Origin of the sequence: Amycolatopsis jejuensis (genome assembly GCF_000717335.1) — a bacterium.
In the GTDB taxonomy this organism is placed as follows: domain Bacteria; phylum Actinomycetota; class Actinomycetes; order Mycobacteriales; family Pseudonocardiaceae; genus Amycolatopsis; species Amycolatopsis jejuensis.
In genome coordinates, this window is the sequence record NZ_JNYZ01000013.1 from 155,025 (window position 1) to 174,106 (window position 19,082).

Below are 19,082 nucleotides of genomic sequence, written 5' to 3' on the forward strand. Positions count from 1 at the left end.
TGGTTCAGCTCAGCTCTTGAATACGGAGGAGGTTGCCCGCCGGGTCGCGGAACGCGCAGTCGCGCACCCCGTACGGCTGGTCGGTGGGCTCCTGCACGACCTCGGCATCGCCTGCCTGCAGCCGTTCGAAGGTGGCGTCGACGTCCTTGGTGGCGAGGTTCACCGCGGCGTAGGTGCCCTTGGCCATCATCTCGGTGATGGCGCGGCGTTCGTCGTCGGTGAGCCCGGGGAACGCGGCGACCGGCTGCAGCACGATCGACGTGTCCGGCTGTCCCGGCGGGCCGACGGTGATCCAGGCCAGATCGCCGTACTTGACGTTGTTGCGCACCTCGAAGCCGAGGGTGTCGCGGTAGAAGGCCAGCATGGCGTCGGGGTCGGTGTGCGGAAGGAAGCTTGCGTGAATGGTGATGTCCATGTCGGTCACACTAGGTGCGCGCGGACGACGATGCTTCTCGATTCCTGATCGGTCGCGTGACCTGTTTCGCGACGCACGGCGCCATGCCCTCGGTGGCGCCGGTCTCCTCCTCGCGGTAGACGCTCGGCGGCTTCCCGACCAGCTCGGTAAACCTCGTACTGAACGTGCCGAGCGACGAGAACCCGACGGCGAAACACACCTCGGTGACGCTCATTCCGCCCCGCCGCAGCAGGGCCATCGCCCGTTCGATGCGCCGGGTCACCAGATACCCGTACGGTGACTCTCCGTAGGCGGCGCGGAACTGGCGGCTGAGGTGCCCGGCGGACATGTTCGCGCCTCGCGCGAGCGCCTCGACGTCGAGCGGCTGCGCGTACTCGCGGTCGATCCGGTCGCGCACCCGGCGCAACCGCGCGAGGTCGGCCCATCGCTGCGCGTCATCGGCTCTGCTGGTCACTCCGAAATCGTGCCACGGCTCGCCGCGGCGACCCAGTATTCGCCCCCGTTCGGGCCGGTGGCCGATCCGTTCAAGACGGCCGCGGCGAGATCGTGCGACGGTGGCCGGGTGACTGTGAAACTGGATGCCGTCGCCCCGTTCCTCGCCGGGCACGGCCGGGTGCTGGACCGGCGGCGGTTCGAACTGATGCAGGGAAGCGGGCGGGCCGAGGAGGTACTCGCGGCCGTCGCGGCCTACCGCAATCCCGACGGCGGGTACGGCTGGGGCCTGGAGCCGGACCTGCGGGCACCGGAGAGCCAGCCCGGCGGCGCACTGCACGCGTTCGAGGTGTTCGCCGAGCTCGGACCGGTGACCACGCCACACGCGACGCAGCTGTGCGACTGGCTCGAATCGGTCTCGCTACCCGGCGGCGGGCTGCCGTTCGCGTTCCCGGTGGCCGACCCCGTCGCGTCCGCCCCGTTCTGGACCGGCGCCGACCCGGCGGTGTTCTCGTTGCAGAGCACGGCGTTCGCGACGTCGGTGGCACTGCGGGTCGCCGAGCACGACCCGGCCGTCGCAGCGCATCCCTGGCTGGCCCGCGCGACCGAGGCCTGCCTGCGGGCAATCCGGTCCATCGAGGAAATGCCGCACGCGATCGAGCTGAACTTCGCAATCCACCTGCTTGACGCCGCGTACGACCGGTACCCGGAGGTGGACGAACTCCTCACGAAACTCGGGAAGTTCCTGCCGGACAACGGAATCGTCCCGGTGGCGGGCGGCTCCGAAGGGGAGGCGCTGCGGCCGTTGGACTTCAGTCCGACCCCGGGTCCGGCCCGGCGGCTTTTCACCGCGGACGCGATCGAGGCCGACCTGACCCGGCTCGAACAGGGTCAGCAGCCCGACGGCGCCTGGACGGTCGATTTCGCCAGCTACTCCCCGGCCGCCGCACTGGAATGGCGAGGGTACGCGACTGTCGGTGCGATTTCCGTGCTCCGGGCCAACTCCCGGCTCGGCTGAACACGTCCGGCCAAAGCACCCCAATGTGGCATTGGGTGCATGTGACGCACCCAATGTGGCATTGGTTGCGTCAGATGCAGCGAATGTGGCATTGGGGTCAGGGCCAGAGGCGTTCGCGGACCCAGGTCGCGCCGTCGCGGCGGTAGCGCAACCGGAGGTGCCGCCGGTCGTGCGCGGCCTGCCAGAACTCGACGGAATCCGGGCGTACCAGGTATCGCGTCCACGTTTCCGGTGCGGTGTCCGGGTTTTCGGCGACCCAGCGTTCAGCGGCCGCCGCGGCTTCCGGGAGCCGCGCGGGGTCGTCGAGGATCTCCGACTGGTGCCCGAGGTACGCCTCGGCGCGCGACGCGGGCGGACGGGCGAGGAAGTCCGCAGCGGACACCTCCGGCGCAGCCGGGGCGACCGTGCCCCGTACGCGCACCTGTCGTCCGCGCCCTGGCCAGAAGAACGTGAGCGCTGCTCGCGGATTCGCCTGCAGCTGCTGCCCCTTCGGGCTGTCCGAGCTGGTCGCGACGGCCCAGCCCGGCGCGCCGACGTCCTTGAGGATCACCACGCGAGCGTCCGGAGCGCCATCTTCGTCCACTGTGGACAGCGTGACGGCGTGCGGGGCCAGCACGTGCTCACCGGCTTCGGTCAGCCAGGCGAGAAACAGCTCCTCCGGTGTGTCCGGCGCGGCGGCCGGGTCGAACTCCGGTAGCTGCTCGGGAAACGACGGCCAGCCGCGCAACGAAACCATGTTCCGACCGTACGGCGGCCGCCCCGGCGGCGGGTAATGCGGTGGCTGGGGCACGGCGACCGGCGGGGGACCGGTCTGCGGTAACGGACCGGCCGGGCGCCAGCCGGGGAACTGCTGTGGTGCCTGCACGGCCGCGACCTCCCAGCTCGAGCGTGTCCACCGCCATCGTTGCACGCCTGCTTGACGCGGCATGGTTGACTGTGCGCGCCATGCGCCGATTCCTCGTTCTTGCCCCCGCCCTGGCCCTGCTCGCCGCCTGCGGTCCACCGGCCCCGGTCGCGGGGACGCCACAGCCGACGGCACCGGCGAGTTCGTCGTCCGCCGGGCTGCCGCCCGATCCGAAACCGGCGCGCACTGCGAAGTGTCCGTACCTGTCGAACGAGGAGGTGCAGGACGCGAACGGGCAGCACGTGACGAAGGTGAGCGTGTCGGCCGACCAACCGCATCCGACGTGCTTCTTCTATCGGCCGGACGACAGCCTGCAGCTCACCGTGCGCGTGTACGTGGGCACGAGCGAGGTGGCAACGGCGCTGGTCAACAAGGCGGCGCCGGTGGACACGTCGAACCCGGCAGCGGAGCCGGCCGGGTGGAAGGGCGGCTACCAGCCGTCCGGAGACGGCGTGGTGTACGCGGTCGCGAAGGGCGACGCGGCCGTGATCGTGACGAGCAACCAGAAGCAGAGCATCAAAGCACGCACAGTGGCGAAGAAGGCTATCGCTGCCCTGAAGCTGTGAGTAGTGGGCTCCGCACGGGTGAGTGAAGTTGATCTTGTATTACTCTGGGCAGCACGCGCAGGCCCCCGGCACTCGCGCGGGCGGGTGCCGGTCCGGCACCGAAAACTTGGTTACCCCCATCCGACGACAAGGACAGATTCGTGGCTGACACCCTCAAGGAAATCCTGCTCGACTCGAGCCGTCGCCCCAACGTGGTCACCGACCTCGGAGAGCTCGTGGACGCCGAGGTCTCCGACAAGGGCGGGGTCTCGGGCGCGGTCGTGAAGACCGGCTTCGCCGCCGTCAAGAAGATCAAGCCGGGCATCATCCCGTCCGCGGTCGACACGCTGCTGGACGACTTCGCCGGCGCGCTCGAGCCGTTCTACGGCGACTTCAGGGCCAGCGGCGGCGGTGACTTCGGCGCGTACCTCACGAGCCGCTCCGACGAGGCCTCGGACGCGCTGCTCAGCGTCACCGACAACCGCGCCGACCGCAGCAGCCGCGACAGCATCAAGAAGGTGTACTCGAAGCTGCGCCCGAACGGCAAGAAGAACGTCGAGGAGGCGCTGCCGCGGCTCGGCAAGCTGATCGACAAGCACGCCGCCACGGTCTGAACCGGCTGAGCGAGCACGAAAAAGGGCCCCGGGACACGCTTCCCGGGGCCCTTCTCGCGTTCAGTTCTTCTTCTCTGCAGCCGGCGTGCTCGGCGCCTTGCCGTTGGTCTTCGGCTCGGCCTCCTTGGCTTGGGGGGCTTCGGGGGCTTCGGGCTTCTCCGGAGCGGCCGGTTTCGCGGGCGGCGTCGCCTTCGGCGGTGCCGGGGCGACCGGCGGCTCCTGCTGGCGTGACTTCAACGCCACCGCGGTACCGACGGCGATCGCGCCGAGGCCGAGCAGCCATGGCCAGCGACGGCGCTTGCGGGTGCCCTTGGCGGCCACCTTGGCCTCCTCGAGCGCAGCGCGGAACTCCTTCTTCGCCGCCTTGAAGTCCTTCTTGCCCCGCCGCTTCGAGTCGCCGGCGGACGCCGCCGCCTTGATCGCGGCCCGCTTGGCCTTGCGGCCGGGCTTCTTCAGCTCGGCCAGCCGGGCCAGCGCCTCCTTGCGGGCTGCGGCCGAGCTCTTCTTGAGCTCCTTGCGGGTGAGCTCCGTCTTCTTCGCGAGCTTGCGCCGCGCGCGCCGGCTCTGCTTCCCCAGCTCTTCGGCTCCGGCCTCGGCGGCCTTAGCACCTGCCTTACCGGCCTCGACGGCCCGTTTGCGCAGGTCCGCCGCGCCGGACTTGACCGACTCGCCGACCGAATCCACGGCCCGGGTCATGGCCTTCACCTCATATCAATCGTTGTGAAATACCTCTGGTGCTTGTCATCCATCCTGCCCTTTTTCCGCGCGTACCGCTGCGGCTTCCCGCGCGTGGCGCAGCGCAAACCCCCGGAAAGGGCGCTCTTCCTGCGCAGATGCCCGCTGCCCCCGGACCGGGTCGCCCCCTGAACCCCCCATTTGTGCGACGGGGTGGCACGATGACCGCGTGACTGAAAGCGCCCGCAAGGCCACCCTGCACACCAACCAGGGTGACATCCACGTGAACCTGCTGCCCGACCACGCGCCGAAGACCGTGGCGAACTTCGTGGGGCTGGCCACCGGCTCCAAGGAGTACACCCAGCCGAACGCCGGCGGCAGCAACTCCGGCCCGTTCTACGACGGCTCGATCTTCCACCGGATCATCGACGGCTTCATGATCCAGGGCGGTGACCCCACGGGCACCGGCCGCGGCGGACCCGGCTACAAGTTCGGCGACGAGTTCCACCCGGAGCTGCAGTTCTCCAAGCCGTACCTGCTGGCCATGGCGAACGCCGGGCCGGGAACCAACGGCTCGCAGTTCTTCATCACCGTCGCGCCGACGGCCCACCTGAACTTCCGGCACACGATCTTCGGCGAGGTGGCCGACCAGGCCTCCCGCGACGTCGTCGACAAGATCGCGTCCGCCGCGACCGGCCCGGCGGACCGCCCGCTCGCCGACGTGGTCATCGAGAAGGTCACCGTCGAGGACTGACCCCGCGGGGCCCGGGTGGATTTCGGTAGGTTGGTGCCATCGTGAACCAACCGCCGAATCCCCCCGTACCCCCGGTACCGTCCGCACTTCCCGGTTGCTGGTGGCATCCCAACCGCCCGACCGGCCTGAGCTGTGCCCGCTGCGGACGTCCGGCGTGCCCGGACTGCCTGCGCGAGGCCCCGGTCGGCTTCCAGTGCACCGACTGCGTCCAGGCCGGCGCGCAGCAACAACAGCGGCAGCACCGGCAGTACCGCAACGCCGGGATGGGCACGCGCACGATCGCGGGCGCCCGGCCGTCGAACTCCTTCCCGGTCACGGTCACGCTCATCGCGGTCAACGTGGTGGTCTTCCTGATCACCGTGATCCAGGCGAAGAGCCTTTTCGACAACAGCAGCGCGCCGGTCGAGCAGCTCGGGGTGCTGTGGACGTCGGCAACGCTCGGCGGCGGCGAGTGGTGGCGGATCATCACCTCCGGCTTCCTGCACTACGGGCCCATCCACATCGCGGCGAACATGTTCTCGCTGTGGATGATGGGCCGCGCGCTGGAGCAGGTCTTCGGCAAGGGCCGGTACCTCGCGCTGTACTTCGTGTCGATGATCGGCGCGTCGGCGACGGTGCTGGTGTTCCAGGACGTCAACGGGGGCACCGCGGGCGCGTCCGGCGCGATTTTCGGGCTGCTCGGCAGCTACGCGGTGATCGTGCTGAAGCTCAAGCTCAACCCCACCGCGCTGCTGATCAACCTGGTGATCAACGCGTACGTCACTTTTGCGATCCCGGGGATTTCGATCTACGCGCACGTCGGCGGGCTCGTCGCCGGTGCGCTGGTCACCGTCGCGATGCTGTACGCGCCGGAGCGGAACCGGGTCCGCTGGCAGGCCATCGGCACGGCGATCGTCGCGGTCGCCATCGTGGGGCTGATCGGCTGGCGGGCCACCCAGGTCCCGCCTGCGCAGTGCACGTTCGCGGAGCTGCGGGGCGGCACCACGTATGTCTGCGGAACGTCACGCTCCGGTTGAGCGGGCCCGCAGCGCGGTGAGCACGTCCAGCACGTCGCGGGGGTCCTCACCGAGGTCGAGCTGCCCGAAGATGAACAGCCGGTCGTCGTGCTCCAGTTCGAGCGTCACGCCGTCGCGGCCGAGGCGGCGGGTGCTGCGCAGCCGCGTGCTGGTGCCTGCCCACGGAAGCCGGTGCGTGCCGCCGAGGGTGCGGGCGCGCAGGCCGTGCACGTCGGCGGCGAGCCGCGGCCGCACGAGGGTCCAGTGGCCCGCGAACGCGCCGACGGCGACCGTGGCGAGGCCCATCAGCACCGCACCCTTGCCGTCGCCGAAGACCGCGTCCACCACGGCTCCGGCCAGCAGCACCGTGGCAAGTCCCCAGGTCACTACCACAAGGTTCCACCGGGGCGCCCACGAGGTCGGCTGGTTATCCACAGGGGTTATCCACACTGGGGATGAGTCACACCGATGTGATTCGGTGTCAATCGGCCGTCCGGACGAATGGTCAGCGCCACCGCATCGTCATCAGCAGACCGGCGATCATCGCCGCGAACCCGATCGCGAAGTTCCAGTTGCCGAGCTCGGTGAGGAACGAAATCTTCGGACCGGCGATGTAGTTGAGGACCAGCCACAGCAGACCGAGCAACATGAGGCCGAACATGACGATCTTGTAGAACAGGTTCGACGGGCCTGCGGCCTTCACCTTCACCGGCGTCCGGCGATCGGCAGGCGGGGTGTACGCGGTCTTCTTCCGGACCTTGGACTTCGGCATCGTTTCCTCGCGTGCTCTCGGGCATTACTGGTGGCGCATCCTGGACGAGGTCCCGCTGTCGGGGTGCGCAACCAGCGCCACGTGCACACGTTAACGTAAAGGACGGCTCCGCAGCACCGGGCTGGAGCGGTCGGGTTCTCGGACTGTGACAATAGCGCCACGCGGAGCGCCGAATCGGCCTCCGACCGGCGCGGGAGGAGCTTGCGTGACGCCGCAGGATTGGCCGGGCGACGACCGTCACCCCGGCACGGGAGCCTCCCGCCGCCAGCCCCCGCCACCCCGCCGCCAGCCAGGCGAGACCCCACCGCGACGAAGAGCAGCGGGCGACCCGGGACGTAGATCACCCGAACAGCGCACGCCGATCGACCGGGGTGGCCAGGGTGGTTACCGCGACACCGACGCTCGCGACGGCGGGCCCGCCCGGCGGACCGGGGAGTTCCGCACCGGTCGAGCCGACGACCGCGGCGGCGCCGGGTCGCAGCGGGACCCTGGCGGCCGGGTAGGCGAGTTCCGCGGGGAAACCGGACCGGATCGGCGGACTGGCGACCTTCGCGCGGCTGATGGGCGGACCGGGGAGTTCCGCCCCGAAGCAGGACCGGATCGGCGGGCCGGTGACCTTCGCGGCGAGGCCGGGTCGGATCGGCCGCATCGCGACTCCGGCGCCCGGACCGGCGACCTTCGCGCCGAAGCCGGGTCCGATCGGCCCCAGCGCGGTCCACGCGGCGAAAACCCAGGTCAACGCGCCAACCAACCCAACCGCGACCCCCGCCGCAGGGCCGAGGACACGCGGCAGATGCCTCGCCGGGTCGGTGAAACCGGCCCGCCCCGGCGGCGGATGACCGGTCCCGAATTTGCCGAGCAGCCCACCGAGGTCTTCTCCGCGGTCGCCGTATCGGACGAAAAAGACAAAAAACCCAAGCCGCCGCTCGGTAAGGGGGGCGTCGCGATCCGGACCGCCGGGGAAATCTTCATCACCCTCGGCGTGGTCGTGCTGCTGTTCATGGTCTACGAGGTCTGGGTCACCGACCTCTTCTCCGCCGAAAAACAGCACACCGCGAGCGACCAGCTCGACGGCGACTGGGCCAAGGACCGCACGCTGCATCCCGAGCTGGTCGACGGGAAGGCGTTCGCCCGCATCCACATTCCGTCGTTCGGCGCGGACTTCAACTTCACCATCCAGGAAGGCACCGGCGAGAACGCACTCGCCGTCGGGCCGGGGCACTACAAGGGCACCGCGCTGCCCGGCGAGCCCGGCAACTTCGGCATTGCCGGGCACCGGGTCGGCAAGGGCGCGCCGTTCAACGATCTGGACAACCTCGGCTCGTGCGACCAGATCGTCATCGAGACGCACACCGATTTCTTCATCTACCAGGTCCTGCCCTACGAGGACGAGATCAAGGGCTGGGCCGCGGGCAAGGGCGCGCAGCCGGAGTGCAAGAACGTGCCGACGCTGCGCAATACGAGCATTCCGGGCGGCGGCGCGTACGACGAGACGTTCGGCCGCAAGGTCGTGCTGCCGAGTCAGGGCGACGCGGTGAACCCGGTGCCATACAAGCCGGCCGGGATCCTGCCGAAGGCGCAGCAGGCGTCGCTGCTCACGCTCACCACCTGCCACCCGCAGTTCTCCGCGAAGGAGCGGCTGATCATCACCTCGGTGCTCACCCGCCAGGTCCCGAAGACGCAGGTCAAGGACTACACCACGTTGCTGTCGAAGATCGGCGGTGCCTCCTGATGTACGGCTGGATCTGGCGGCATCTGCCCGGGCCGTTCGCGGTGAAGATCGCGACCGCGGTCGTGCTGGTGCTCGGCGTCGTGGCGTTGCTGATGTTCGTGGTGTTCCCGTGGCTCGACCCGTTGCTGTGGTTCAACAACGTGTCGGTGGACAACTGATCCGGTTCGGCGTCTTCCTCGTCTCCGCACGCTTCCCCGGCCAGGACGACGCCGACGTCCTGCGGCGTACCGTCCGCGCCGCCGAGGCAGCCGAGGCCGCGGGCTTCGACGACGTCTGGCTCGCCGAACACCACTTCATGCCCTACGGCGTCTGCCCGTCGGCGATCACGCTCGCCGCACACGTGCTGGGACGGACGGAGCGGATCGGCGTGGGCACCGCGGTGAGCGTGCTGTCCACGACGCATCCGGTCGCGCTGGCAGAACAGTGGTCGATGCTCGACGCACTGTCCGGCGGACGCCTGCACCTTGGCGTCGGCCGCGGTGGGCCGTGGCAGGACCTGGAGGTGTTCGGCACCGGATTACCGCGCTACGAAAGCGGTTTCGCGGAGTCCCTCGGCCTGTTCCTCACCGCGACCACCGGCCGGGTCTCCGCCGCCGGTGAACATTTCGCCTTCCGCGAGGTACCGCTGACCCCCGTGCCACACCGCCCGCCACGGGTGGTCGTCGCCTGCGGCGGTCCGACGTCGGCCGCCGTCCGGCTGGCAGCGGACCGCGGTTTACCGATGCTGCTAGGCCTACACGCCGACGATTCCGAAAAAGCCGCAACCGTTGCCGCGTACGGCAAACCGGCCGCGCACGTGTCAACCGTGCTGTGCCAAGTCGGCGACAACGCGACGACCCTGGTCCGCCGAACCCTGCCCGGCTGGCTGAAGGACGGCCTCGGCGCACACGTCACGGTCGACGGCCGCCCCGGCCCGTCCCGCGATCCGGGCGAGTACACCGAACGCCTGTGCGCCATCCACCCAGTCGGCCCGGCCGCCCACTGCGTCGACACCCTGGCCACGAGCCTCCGACGCACCGGGATCTCCCACGTGATCATGTTCGTGGAAGCCTCCGGCACGACGGAGGGCACGGTGGACAATATCGCCCGCATCGGCGCGGAAATCCTCCCCGAACTCCGCGGCCAGAGAACGAGGTAAGCCCCTAGCGCTGGCTCTCCTCGCGACGCAGGCCGATCGCCCCGGCCCACAGCCGGGTCAGGTGATCGATCACCTCGTCCTCGTCGAAGTTCTCCCCGAGGTACAGCCACACGTGCACCGTTTGCTCGACCATCGCCCCAAGGGCGATCGCGGTCAGCCGGGGCTGCAACGACGGGTCGGCGAGGCCTGCTTTCTGCAGCCTGCGGATGCCCTCCGCCCCGCGGCTCACGAAGAGCTCGCGCAGCTCGATCATCAGCTTCCGGTACTGCTCGCTCGTGGCGGACATGTGGTCGATGAGCCGCATGATCTTCGCCCCCTTGCGCCACGCCGCCAGGTAACGGCGGTTCGCCGCCTCGATCCGCGCATAGGGGTCGCCAGGAGCGTCGGCACCGATCAGGTTGGCCGCGAACACCTCCCCGATGACGGTGTGCGCGATCTCGCGCAGCAGCGAATCCTTGGAGTCGAAGTAGACGTAGAAGGTCCCGTGCGAGACCTTCGCGCGTTTGACGACCTCGTCGATGCTCGTTTCGGCGAAGCCCCGCTCTTCGAGCAGCTCCCGGCCCGCCTGTACGAGCATCGCCCTGGTTCGCTTGCCGCGGGCCGTGGTCGGGGTGGTCACCGAGGGCCTGCGTGTGGGCGTAGCCATGAATCCGGTCCTAACATCGCGGTGCTGCACGTCTTGACCCGACGGCGCAGTCACCTAGGGTAGACCATTCCAGCCTGGCATTCGATGCGGCACGACCCCCTGGACTTGACGTCATCGTCACCACGGTGTGGTCATCTGCCGGTGAACCGGGGAGAGCGTTTGGCGAGGAATGCATCGATCGCCTCGACGTGGTCCTCGCTCAGGAACGTGGAGATCTCGTATCCGGTCGAGGCGTCGAATGCCGAGTTCAGGCTGTCCTTGACGAGCTTGTTGACGGCGAGCTTGGTGAACCGGGTGGCCAGCGGGGCGCCGGCGGCGAGCCGGCGCGCGAAGGCCAGTGCGGCATCGGGCAGAGCGTCGTCCGGCACGACGTGGTTGACGAGGCCGAGGCGCTCGGCGTCGGCCGCGGTCAGCGGATCGCCGGTCATCAAGTACTCCTTGGCCCGGGCGGGACCGACGGCGAGGGGCCACGCGACCACGCCGCCGTCGCCGGCCACGATGCCCGCTCGGACGTGCGGGTCGCCGATCGTGGCGCTCTCGGCCATGAAGATCACGTCGGAGAAGAGCGCGATACTGGCACCGAGACCGAGGGCGTGCCCGTTGACCGCGGTCACGATCGGCAGCTCGACGTCGAGCAGGTCCCAGATGAGCTGCCGGGCGTCCCGGCTGAGCTCGGCCAGCCGGTGTGGCGTCCGGAGTGTCTTGAACCAGCGGTAGTCGCCCCCGGCGGAGAACGCCCGACCGCGGCCGGTTAGCAGGACCGCCCGCGCGTCGTTCTCCTGCTTGAGCTCCCGGAACAGCCGGGTCAGGTCGGAGTGGAGCAGGTCGTCGACGGTGTTGAGGGCACTGCCGGGATGGTCGACGGTGATGCGGAGGACGTCGTCGTCGTAGGTGACGTCGAGGCACGTGAAGTCGTTGCGCACGAAGGGGAACTCCCTGCTTCCGGGACGAAATGCATGGTCGGTTGACGGCCCGCGCCCGGCTCGCCTGCGAAGGCCTGCGCGAGGCTCATCCACTCCGCCGCTCCCGGTCCGGTGAGCACCAGGTCCAGGTCGGCGAGGTGGCGGCGCTGGGTGACGGCGAAGCAGAAGTCGAGCGCGGGTCCGGTGACCCGGCCGGGAGCGTCCGGCGGTCCCCACGTCCACGGGCCGGCCGGTCCGGTGAGCTCGACCCGGACCGGAGTGTCCGGGGCGGGCCGCCCGTTGATCAGGAAGCTGAACTTGCGGGCGCCGACGCCGAGGTGCGCGACGTGCCGCAGCCGTTCGGTCGCCCGGATCGGTACCCCGAGCGTGTCCGCGATGTCCACGCCGTGGGCCCAAGTCTCCATGAGGCGGGCGGTGGCGCACGAGCCGATGCTCATCTCCTGGCTGAACCACGGCACCCGCGATCCCGGGTCGGCGCCGGTGAACGCGCTGATGAGCTCGGCGCGGCCGGAAGTGAACCAGGACAACAGTTCCGAGCCGCGCCACGAGCGGTAGCGTCCGGCGATCTGGTCCGGGTCGATGCCGTGTTCCTCGATCGTGGCCCGGCCGGCGGCGAACGCGTCCGGATCGACGAGCGCGAGCCGAGCCTGGTCGTCGAAGAACGCGAGGTGCGAGATCTGGTCGGCAATCGACCAGCCCGGGCTGGGAGTCCCGGCCTGCCAGCCGGTCTCGGGCAGGTCCTCGACGAGCTCGCGCACAGTTTCGGTCTCCGCGGCGAGATCGTCGAGGAGCACCGGCATCGTCACCGCCATGTCAGTGCGAGCTGCTTGTCGTGGACCGGCGGCAGCTCGCGCAGCGAGACCTCGGTTTCGAGCCGGCAACCGCAACCCGGGCAAACGAACTCGCGGAACACCAGGCTCGTCTCGTCGACATACAGTGCCGGGTCCCGCCAGACGCGGTCGGTGGCCGACAGCGGGGTTTCGACCACGTGGGTACCGAGCTTGTAGTTGGCCTGCGGGTCCGCCAGCCGGTGGCGGCACCGGCCGCACGCGGAGGTGCCGTCCTCGGCGATCACGATGTTCTCGTCCAGCCACCGATGGCCGTCGGGCAGTGCGGGGGCCGGTGGTTCGGGCATCGGTTCGCGGCCTAGCCGATCGCCTCGCAGCTGCGCCCGCAACCGGGTCGACTGCTCGTGGTCGACGGCGCCGTCGAGGACCACTGCGCCATAAGTGGTGCGCGCGTGCGCCACGCTCACCAGCCCTTCCGCGACGTCTTCCTCGACGGCGGAGAGATCGCGTTCGAGCGGGTCGCCGTATCCGCCACCGCCGAACCATCCGAGCGCGTAGACGTCGTTCAGCCCGATCGGCAGCAGCACGGTCTTCGAGTGCGGCCATTCGGTCGTCCCCGCGAGCTCGTCCTCGTCGACCGGCACCGCCGAGGTGGCGTACCGGTCCCAGACGTCGGAGTCGCGGACGACCTTGTAGTAACCCGCTTTCGCCGGCGACCCGCCGCACAGCCCCGCGCCGTTCGGGGTGGCGAGGCCGGAAGCAATGCACATCGCGTACATCGGCTCGGCGGTGTCGTGCGGGACGACAGCGGACTGCGCACCCGTGCCGCCGCGGAACCGCCCGGCGCCTCCGCTGTCGACGGTTTCCGTGCGGTACAACCACAACAGGGGCTGGTACCACTCCTGGGACTCGACGTTCGCGATCCGGCACGCCGGGCTGAGCGGCATGCCCGCGGCGTCGTCACCGTCGCCCCAGGAACGGGCGCCGATCCCGCCGGCTGCCTGGTCGAGGGAGAGGGCCAGGGTCGGCAGCCCGTCGCGGTCGAGTCCGCCGAGGAGCTGGGCGAGCCAGCTCGAGTTCGAGACGGCCAGCAGGTGCTGCTTGTGCTCCGCCGGGCCTGCCGCGAGCATTTTCGAAATCAACGTCGTCGCGGAGTTGATGTTGGTCCAGCTGGTCTGCGTGACCCCGCCGCCCGAAGCGGCCGGGAACTACGAGGCGATGATCGTGCCCGGCGTGACCCGGCATTCCAGCACCCGCAGCACGGCTCCCGGCGCCCACGGCATGTCGTGGCACAGCAACGGAAGGACCGCGGCGACGATCGACGCTTCGGTCAGCGTCCGCGTGCAGTTGAAGAAGCCGGTCTGCGGATCGGCCTCGGTGAGGTCGAAGACGAGCCGGTCGCCGTGCTTCTCCATCGTCATCGGAAGGGAGTAGAGGCCGCGGTCGCCGTCCTTGGCGCACTCGGCGAAGTGCAGGTGCCGCCAGACCCCGTCCGGAAGGTCCGCCAGCCTGCTGCGCAGCCGGGTCTCGGTGGAATCCAGGATCCGTGCCATGACAAGGGCTACCTCGTCGGCGCCGTACGCCGCCGCCATCTCGGTGATGCGGGTCGCCGCCACGTGCGTGCCGCCTACCAGCGCACGCAGGTCCAGTCCGGCGGACAGCGGCATCCGGCTGCGCCGCAGGAACATGTCCTCGACGTCCGCCCGGATCACCCCGCCCTCGACGTACTTGATCGGCGGCAATGGCAGGCTCTCGCTGAAAACGTCGTCGGCGTCCACGACGAAGCTCGACGGATGCCGCCCGCCGAGGTCGACGAAGTGCAGGGTCGCCGCGACCCACGCGAAGAGCTTCCCGTCGACGAATACCGGCCGGAGCAGGGCGGTGTCGTTCTGGTGTGCGGCGCCGACCCACGGGTCGTTCACCAGAAATGCGTCGCCTTCCCGGATACCCGGGTTGGCGCTGCGATGTTCGAGCGTCCACTGGATCATCCGCTGGACGACGCCGCCGTGGACGCTGATGTGCGAGCCGAGCGCGACGAGATCGCCGCGCGGATCACCGACTGCGGTGTTGAAGTCGTAGGCCTCGGTGACGATGATCGAGCCCGACATTTTCCGGATCGTGGCGCCGGCCTCGTCGTTGACCTGCGTGAGCTTGTGCGACAGGACGGCGTAGGTGACCGGGTCGACGACGCAGTCCGCCGCCGGGACGAATAGCGCGAGGCTCGGGTCGATCTGCAGGGCGGACGCGGGTTTGGCCACCGACTCGAACTTGTCCGAGCCCGCGATGGGGTAGCTGGTCATGGTGGGACTCCGATCGATCAAGCCGGGGTGATGACGTAGTTCGCGAATTCGTCGACGCGCAGCCGCTGTCCCGGACGGACCGCCACGGTCGTCGTGGTGAGCTCGACGACGGCAGGCCCGTCGATCCGGGTGCCCGGCTGCAATCCGGCCGAGGTGAACACCGGGGTGGGCCGGGACTCCTTCAGCTCGTACCAGTAGACCGACCTTTTCGCGGACGGCTGCGCGGTTCCCGTCGACAGCGGATGGCGGGCGATGGCCGGTTTGCGCCGGACGCCGTAGGCCTGCACCCGGAAGTTGATGCACTCGACGCCCGCTTCGCGGAAAGCGCTGCCCTCCCCGTAAAGGCGTTCGTACTGTTGCTCGAACGCATCGACGACCCCCTCGATGGCCGCCGCATCCAGACGCCCGCCTGGTACCGGAACCACGACGACATTCGTCTGGGTCGCATACCGCAGCTCGGCGTAGCGTTCGACAACTCGGGCGTCCTCGGCGACGCCGTCCCCGTCGAAGCGCTCACGGGCCCTGCCTTCGAGTGTGCCGAACACCTCGGCGAGGGCATCGGTGTCGAACGGCGCCTTCATCGGGCTGGACAGTTCGTGAGTGTGGTGTACGTCGGAGCCGGCGATGCCCCACGCGGAGAAGACCGACGCCAGCTCGCCGCCGGGAACGACCATGGAGGTGATGCCGAGCTTCGGCGCGTAGGCGGTGCCGTGGAGCGGGCCGCCGCCACCGTAAAGGAATGCGGTGAAGTCCCGGGGGTCGTGCCCGCGCTCCACTGTCTGCTGGCGCATGGTGTCGGCCATGTGGTTGTCGGCGATCTCGACGATTGCCGCCGCGGCCTCCTCGACCGACAGGCCGAGCGGCTTGCCGACCTTCTCCTCGATGGCACGGGGGGCCCCCGCCACGTCGAGCCGCATGCTTCCGCCGAGGAAGAAGTCAGGGTCGATGAAGCCGAGGACGAGGTCGGCGTCGGTGACGGTGGGGTACTCGCCGCCCTTGCCGTAACAGACCGGGCCGGGGACCGCGCCCGCGCTTTCCGGGCCGACGCTGAGCAGCCCGGCCACCTCGTCGACGCGCGCGATACTGCCGCCGCCGGCGCCGATCGAGACCACGTCGACGATCGGAAGGTAGAGCTGATGCTGGTGGACGACCGCGGTCGGGGTGAGCACGGGTTTGCCGTTCACCAGCAGGCCCATGTCGAACGTCGTGCCGCCGACGTCGGTGCAGATGACGTTCGAGAGGCCCATCGCTTCGGCGAGCACCTTCGCCCCGAGCACGCCGCCCGCCGGACCCGACCCGATGAGGTTCACCGGCCGCGACGTGACGTGGACGGAACGGTCCAGCCCGCCGTTGCCCTGCATGACCAGAACGCGATCCGGGGCGAGCCCGCCGGCAGACAGGCGGTCCTCGAGCCGGTCGAGGTGAGAGCTGGCGACCGGGGCCATCGCCGCGTTGTAGGCCGAGGTCGTCATCCGTTCGTACTCACCCATCTTGGGCGCGAGCTCGCTGGACAGCGTCACCGGCAGGCCGGGCGCGACCTCGGCCGCGATCTCCCGGACGCGCTGCTCGTGGGCGTCATTCCGGAACGACCACAGCAGACACACCGCCAGCGACTCGGCGCCGGCGTCGACCAGTTCCGCGACGGTGGCGCGGACCTGGTCCTCGTCGAGCGGAGCCAGCACCTGGCCCTTCCAGTCGACTCGCTCGCGCAGTTCCTTGACCATCCGGCGGTTACGCGGGATCAGCGGGGTGGGCTTACGGCGTTCGGCGAACCGCCGGAGGCTCTCGGTGCCCAAGCCGTTGGTCCGGCTCGCCGCCCGCGCGATGAACATCGTGCTGGCGAATCCCTGTGTCGTGATGATCCCGGTGTTCGCCGCCTGCCCGGTGGCGATCGCGTTGACGACAATCGTTGTCCCGTAAAGGAAAGCGTCGGTGTCGGACAGCAACCGGTCGTCGATGCCGAGCTTGCCTGCCGCATCGGCCACGCTGTCGAGGACACCCCCGACGAACTCCGGCGGCGTCGAGGAGCGCTTCCCGATCGTGACCCTGCCGTCCTGGTCCATCACGACGGTGTCGGTGAAGGTACCGCCGGTGTCGGTGCCGATGACGTACGACATCTTCAGTCCTGCTTCCTCGTGGAGTGCGGAATCGCCGGGGCGATCGGATCGGGGTGGCCGGTGCCGGCCAGCTCGCGCAGGACGCCCTTGCGGATCTTTCCTGCGGGCGTGAGCGGCAGTTCGTCGACGACGACGATTTCCTCCGGCACCTTGTAATCGGCCAGCTGGCTCCGGCAGCGCGCGATCAGGTCGGCCGGATCGACCCGACGGCCCGGCTCGGCAACGACGTACACCCGGCCGACCTCGCCGAACATCGGATGCGGGATGCCGATCACCGCACACATCGCCACCGATTCCTGACCGGCCAGGAAGTTCTCGATCTCGGCGGGGTAGACGTTGTACCCGCCGCGGACGTACATCTCTTTCCGCCGCCCGCGCAGTTCGACGTGGCCATCGGGCCGGATGACAGCCATGTCGCCGGTGGCGAGCCACCCGCCGGGCCGGAACACCGCGTCGTTTTCCTCGGGGAGGGCAAGGTAGCCCGCGGCAAGGCACTCGCCGGACACCTGCAGCTCGCCTTCGGCACCGGCGGCAAGGATGGCCCCGGAGTCGTCCACGACGCGCACGGCGAACTCGCCGATCGGAACGCCGACCGTCTCGGCGAGAGTGCGCGGATCGTCGTCCGGCGCCGAGATGACGCACGCGCCGGAGGTCTCCGACAGACCGTAGAGATTCGCCAGCCGGACCCCGGGAAAACTGCCGGTGATGCGGTCGGCCAGCGCTGGTTCGAGGTTGGCACCGCCGACCACGCACAGCCGCACCGACGACGTGTCCGTTTCGGCGAACTCGGGCAGCCCGAGCATCATCGCGTACATCGTCGGGACTCCCGTGAAGACCGAAACCCGGCGCTCGGTGATGATCCGCGCCGCGACCTTCGGGTGGAAGCTCGGGATCACGGCGACCGCACTGCCGGCGAGCATCGCGGCGGTCAGCGTGCAGGTCACGCCCCCGACGTGGTTGAACGGCAGCTGCCCCATCGCGACGTCGTCCGAGGTCAGCCCGAAGTTGGCCACCTGGGCGGTCGCCGACGCGAGGATGCTCGCCTGCGTGAGGAGCGCGCCTTTCGGGTGCCCGGTGGTGCCGGAGGTGTAGAGGATGACCACGGGGTCGGCCGGGCGGATCAGCTCGCCGGCCCGGCGCAGCGCGGCCTGGTCCGCGGGCCCCGCCGACACGTCGTCCCAGGTACGGCTCCCGGCGAACCCCGCACCGCCGAGAAAAACGAACTCCCGCACCGACGGCAGCCGGTTGCGCAGCCCGTCCAGCATCGCGACGAAGTCGAACCCGCCGTGCTCGGCCGCGCAGATCACGATGCGCGCTCCGGACTGGTTGATCATGTACTCGAACTCGCGCTCCCGGTACACGACGTTCAGCGCGACGACCGGAGCGCCGATTTTCGCTGCCGCAAGCCAAGTCACGGCCCACTCCGCCGAGTTCGGCGCCGCGATGGCGATCGGGTCGCCGCGGCCGGCCCCGGCTGCCAGGAGGGTGGTGGCCAACCGGTCGCTTGCCTCGTGCACGGCGGCGTAAGTCCAGTCCCGTGCGTCCGTCAGCAGGAACGGTGCGCCCGGCCGCGCCCGGCTCTGGGCGTCGATGGCCGCAGCCAGGGTCGTGGCCGGGTAGCCGGATGGCGAATGGTCCACGCACAACTCGGTCATCGTCATCTCCTTTGAGGTGGCCGCCGCGCAGGCGCCTGCCCCCCAGCCGGCGCGGCTCATCATGACCCAACATGACTGGACTGTCAATTAAAAGAAGAGGGGTCGACCTGGAGCTGAGGATGGACTTGAGCCTTGGCGGAAACCAACGAGGGAAATGATGTTGACTACTTCGTCATGAATGGTGCTGCGTCGGAAACAGCGATGCCCCAGGTCGAGATCACTCGACCTGGGGCATCGTGCTGGTTGCTACGGAGCTAGCAGTCCCGCAGTTCCGGGCTCTGGTTCAGCAACTGCCCACGCGGGGAGACGAACGCGCGGTACCGCTGACCGTCCACTTCGGACTTGCGGAACACCGCGATCCGGTGGCAGTTCTGGAAAGCCAGCTTCACGCCGAAGTGCCGCTCCAGTCCGCCGCGGATGGCGTCGGAGGCCAGGGCTCGCAGGAGCTGGCCGCGGGCGGCCTCGTCCGGTGGTGGGGTCTCGTTGTCGGCGAAGCCGTCCGGCGCGCCGTCGGCCTCGGCGATGACGCCGGTGATGACCTCCCATGCGTACGGCAGCGACTCCCGTACGCAGGCCACGAACTCGGCGTCGGAGACCTCCCCGCGCTCGGCCTTCTCCAGCAGCGCGGGCGATACGTCCAGAGACAAGACAACCTCCAT

The 19,082-nt window shown here is 69.5% G+C and carries 22 protein-coding genes and 1 pseudogene; 8 read left to right on the top strand and 15 right to left on the bottom strand.

Annotated features, from left to right (window positions below; all coding sequences use genetic code 11):
• Positions 1-4 precede the first annotated feature (4 nt).
• The gene (locus tag OO71_RS20680; protein ID WP_033291524.1) at positions 5-415 is read right to left on the bottom strand and encodes a VOC family protein; all 411 of its coding nucleotides are present in this window, start codon (positions 413-415) and stop codon (positions 5-7) included.
• 10 nt (positions 416-425) lie between these two features.
• The gene (locus OO71_RS20685) at positions 426-869 is read right to left on the bottom strand and encodes a helix-turn-helix transcriptional regulator (RefSeq protein ID WP_033291463.1); all 444 of its coding nucleotides are present in this window, start codon (positions 867-869) and stop codon (positions 426-428) included.
• 108 nt (positions 870-977) lie between these two features.
• Here OO71_RS20685 and OO71_RS20690 point away from each other — a divergent pair, with 108 nt between their 5' ends.
• Entirely contained in the window at positions 978-1,865 is an 888-nt protein-coding gene (locus tag OO71_RS20690; protein ID WP_033291525.1) for a hypothetical protein, read from the top strand.
• A gap of 97 nt (positions 1,866-1,962) precedes the next feature.
• Here OO71_RS20690 and OO71_RS20695 read toward each other — a convergent pair whose 3' ends face one another.
• On the bottom strand, positions 1,963-2,601 hold the full coding sequence (locus OO71_RS20695) for a pyridoxine/pyridoxamine 5'-phosphate oxidase (RefSeq protein WP_033291464.1): 639 nt from the start codon (positions 2,599-2,601) through the stop codon (positions 1,963-1,965).
• A gap of 209 nt (positions 2,602-2,810) precedes the next feature.
• On the opposite strand from OO71_RS20695, the gene OO71_RS20700 reads away from it, so the two are divergent.
• A complete protein-coding gene (locus tag OO71_RS20700; protein ID WP_211260566.1) occupies positions 2,811-3,335 on the top strand; it encodes a DUF2020 domain-containing protein in 525 nt (174 codons plus the stop codon).
• A gap of 140 nt (positions 3,336-3,475) precedes the next feature.
• Complete coding sequence (locus OO71_RS20705) at positions 3,476-3,928, top strand: DUF6918 family protein (RefSeq protein ID WP_033291465.1); 453 nt, start codon at positions 3,476-3,478, stop codon at positions 3,926-3,928.
• Positions 3,929-3,988: 60 nt separating this feature from the next.
• Here OO71_RS20705 and OO71_RS20710 read toward each other — a convergent pair whose 3' ends face one another.
• Complete coding sequence (locus tag OO71_RS20710; protein ID WP_033291466.1) at positions 3,989-4,624, bottom strand: hypothetical protein; 636 nt, start codon at positions 4,622-4,624, stop codon at positions 3,989-3,991.
• 208 nt (positions 4,625-4,832) lie between these two features.
• On the opposite strand from OO71_RS20710, the gene OO71_RS20715 reads away from it, so the two are divergent.
• On the top strand, positions 4,833-5,357 hold the full coding sequence (locus OO71_RS20715) for a peptidylprolyl isomerase (RefSeq protein ID WP_033291467.1): 525 nt from the start codon (positions 4,833-4,835) through the stop codon (positions 5,355-5,357).
• Between the two features lie 41 nt (positions 5,358-5,398).
• Positions 5,399-6,373: a rhomboid family intramembrane serine protease gene (locus OO71_RS20720; RefSeq protein WP_033291468.1), complete on the top strand. Its 975-nt coding sequence runs from the start codon at positions 5,399-5,401 to the stop codon at positions 6,371-6,373.
• Here the strand turns inward: OO71_RS20720 and OO71_RS20725 are convergent.
• The 3 genes from OO71_RS20725 to OO71_RS20735 all read right to left on the bottom strand — a co-directional run bounded on the left by OO71_RS20725 (position 6,359) and on the right by OO71_RS20735 (position 7,863).
• Positions 6,359-6,739 (bottom strand): PH domain-containing protein, encoded by a 381-nt coding sequence (locus OO71_RS20725; RefSeq protein WP_245633733.1) that lies wholly within the window; start codon positions 6,737-6,739, stop codon positions 6,359-6,361. The genes OO71_RS20720 and OO71_RS20725 overlap by 15 nt on opposite strands.
• A 118-nt stretch (positions 6,740-6,857) precedes the next feature.
• Entirely contained in the window at positions 6,858-7,124 is a 267-nt protein-coding gene (crgA, locus tag OO71_RS20730; protein WP_033291470.1) for a cell division protein CrgA, read from the bottom strand.
• 340 nt (positions 7,125-7,464) lie between these two features.
• Positions 7,465-7,863 (bottom strand): hypothetical protein, encoded by a 399-nt coding sequence (locus tag OO71_RS20735; RefSeq protein WP_033291471.1) that lies wholly within the window; start codon positions 7,861-7,863, stop codon positions 7,465-7,467.
• Positions 7,864-7,917: 54 nt separating this feature from the next.
• Here OO71_RS20735 and OO71_RS20740 point away from each other — a divergent pair, with 54 nt between their 5' ends.
• From OO71_RS20740 to OO71_RS20745, 3 genes are read left to right on the top strand one after another with little or no spacing between them, the layout of a single operon-like run.
• A complete protein-coding gene (locus OO71_RS20740; protein WP_033291472.1) occupies positions 7,918-8,856 on the top strand; it encodes a class E sortase in 939 nt (312 codons plus the stop codon).
• Complete coding sequence (locus OO71_RS51300; protein WP_156096441.1) at positions 8,856-9,014, top strand: hypothetical protein; 159 nt, start codon at positions 8,856-8,858, stop codon at positions 9,012-9,014. Before OO71_RS20740 ends, OO71_RS51300 begins: the two co-directional genes overlap by 1 nt.
• Complete coding sequence (locus tag OO71_RS20745) at positions 8,984-9,994, top strand: LLM class flavin-dependent oxidoreductase (protein WP_245633734.1); 1,011 nt, start codon at positions 8,984-8,986, stop codon at positions 9,992-9,994. Before OO71_RS51300 ends, OO71_RS20745 begins: the two co-directional genes overlap by 31 nt.
• Positions 9,995-9,998: 4 nt before the next feature.
• On the opposite strand, the gene OO71_RS20750 is transcribed toward OO71_RS20745, so the two are convergent.
• The 8 genes and pseudogenes from OO71_RS20750 to OO71_RS20780 all read right to left on the bottom strand — a co-directional run bounded on the left by OO71_RS20750 (position 9,999) and on the right by OO71_RS20780 (position 19,070).
• On the bottom strand, positions 9,999-10,613 hold the full coding sequence (locus OO71_RS20750; protein ID WP_033291473.1) for a TetR/AcrR family transcriptional regulator: 615 nt from the start codon (positions 10,611-10,613) through the stop codon (positions 9,999-10,001).
• Positions 10,614-10,771: 158 nt separating this feature from the next.
• Positions 10,772-11,563 (bottom strand): enoyl-CoA hydratase/isomerase family protein, encoded by a 792-nt coding sequence (locus tag OO71_RS20755; RefSeq protein WP_033291474.1) that lies wholly within the window; start codon positions 11,561-11,563, stop codon positions 10,772-10,774.
• Positions 11,446-12,375 (bottom strand): TIGR03084 family metal-binding protein, encoded by a 930-nt coding sequence (locus tag OO71_RS49025; RefSeq protein ID WP_084145103.1) that lies wholly within the window; start codon positions 12,373-12,375, stop codon positions 11,446-11,448. Before OO71_RS49025 ends, OO71_RS20755 begins: the two co-directional genes overlap by 118 nt.
• Positions 12,366-12,698 (bottom strand): acetone carboxylase subunit gamma, encoded by a 333-nt coding sequence (locus OO71_RS52275; protein ID WP_245633739.1) that lies wholly within the window; start codon positions 12,696-12,698, stop codon positions 12,366-12,368. The genes OO71_RS49025 and OO71_RS52275 overlap by 10 nt, the downstream gene beginning before the upstream one ends.
• Before the next feature lie 180 nt (positions 12,699-12,878).
• A pseudogene (locus OO71_RS52280) lies at positions 12,879-14,651 on the bottom strand (hydantoinase B/oxoprolinase family protein); the annotation flags it as partial.
• 17 nt (positions 14,652-14,668) lie between these two features.
• A complete protein-coding gene (locus OO71_RS20770) occupies positions 14,669-16,768 on the bottom strand; it encodes a hydantoinase/oxoprolinase family protein (protein WP_033291475.1) in 2,100 nt (699 codons plus the stop codon).
• A gap of 2 nt (positions 16,769-16,770) precedes the next feature.
• A complete protein-coding gene (locus OO71_RS20775; RefSeq protein ID WP_063740090.1) occupies positions 16,771-18,423 on the bottom strand; it encodes a class I adenylate-forming enzyme family protein in 1,653 nt (550 codons plus the stop codon).
• Positions 18,424-18,677: 254 nt separating this feature from the next.
• The gene (locus OO71_RS20780; RefSeq protein WP_033291530.1) at positions 18,678-19,070 is read right to left on the bottom strand and encodes an SCO5389 family protein; all 393 of its coding nucleotides are present in this window, start codon (positions 19,068-19,070) and stop codon (positions 18,678-18,680) included.
• Positions 19,071-19,082: the final 12 nt, after the last annotated feature.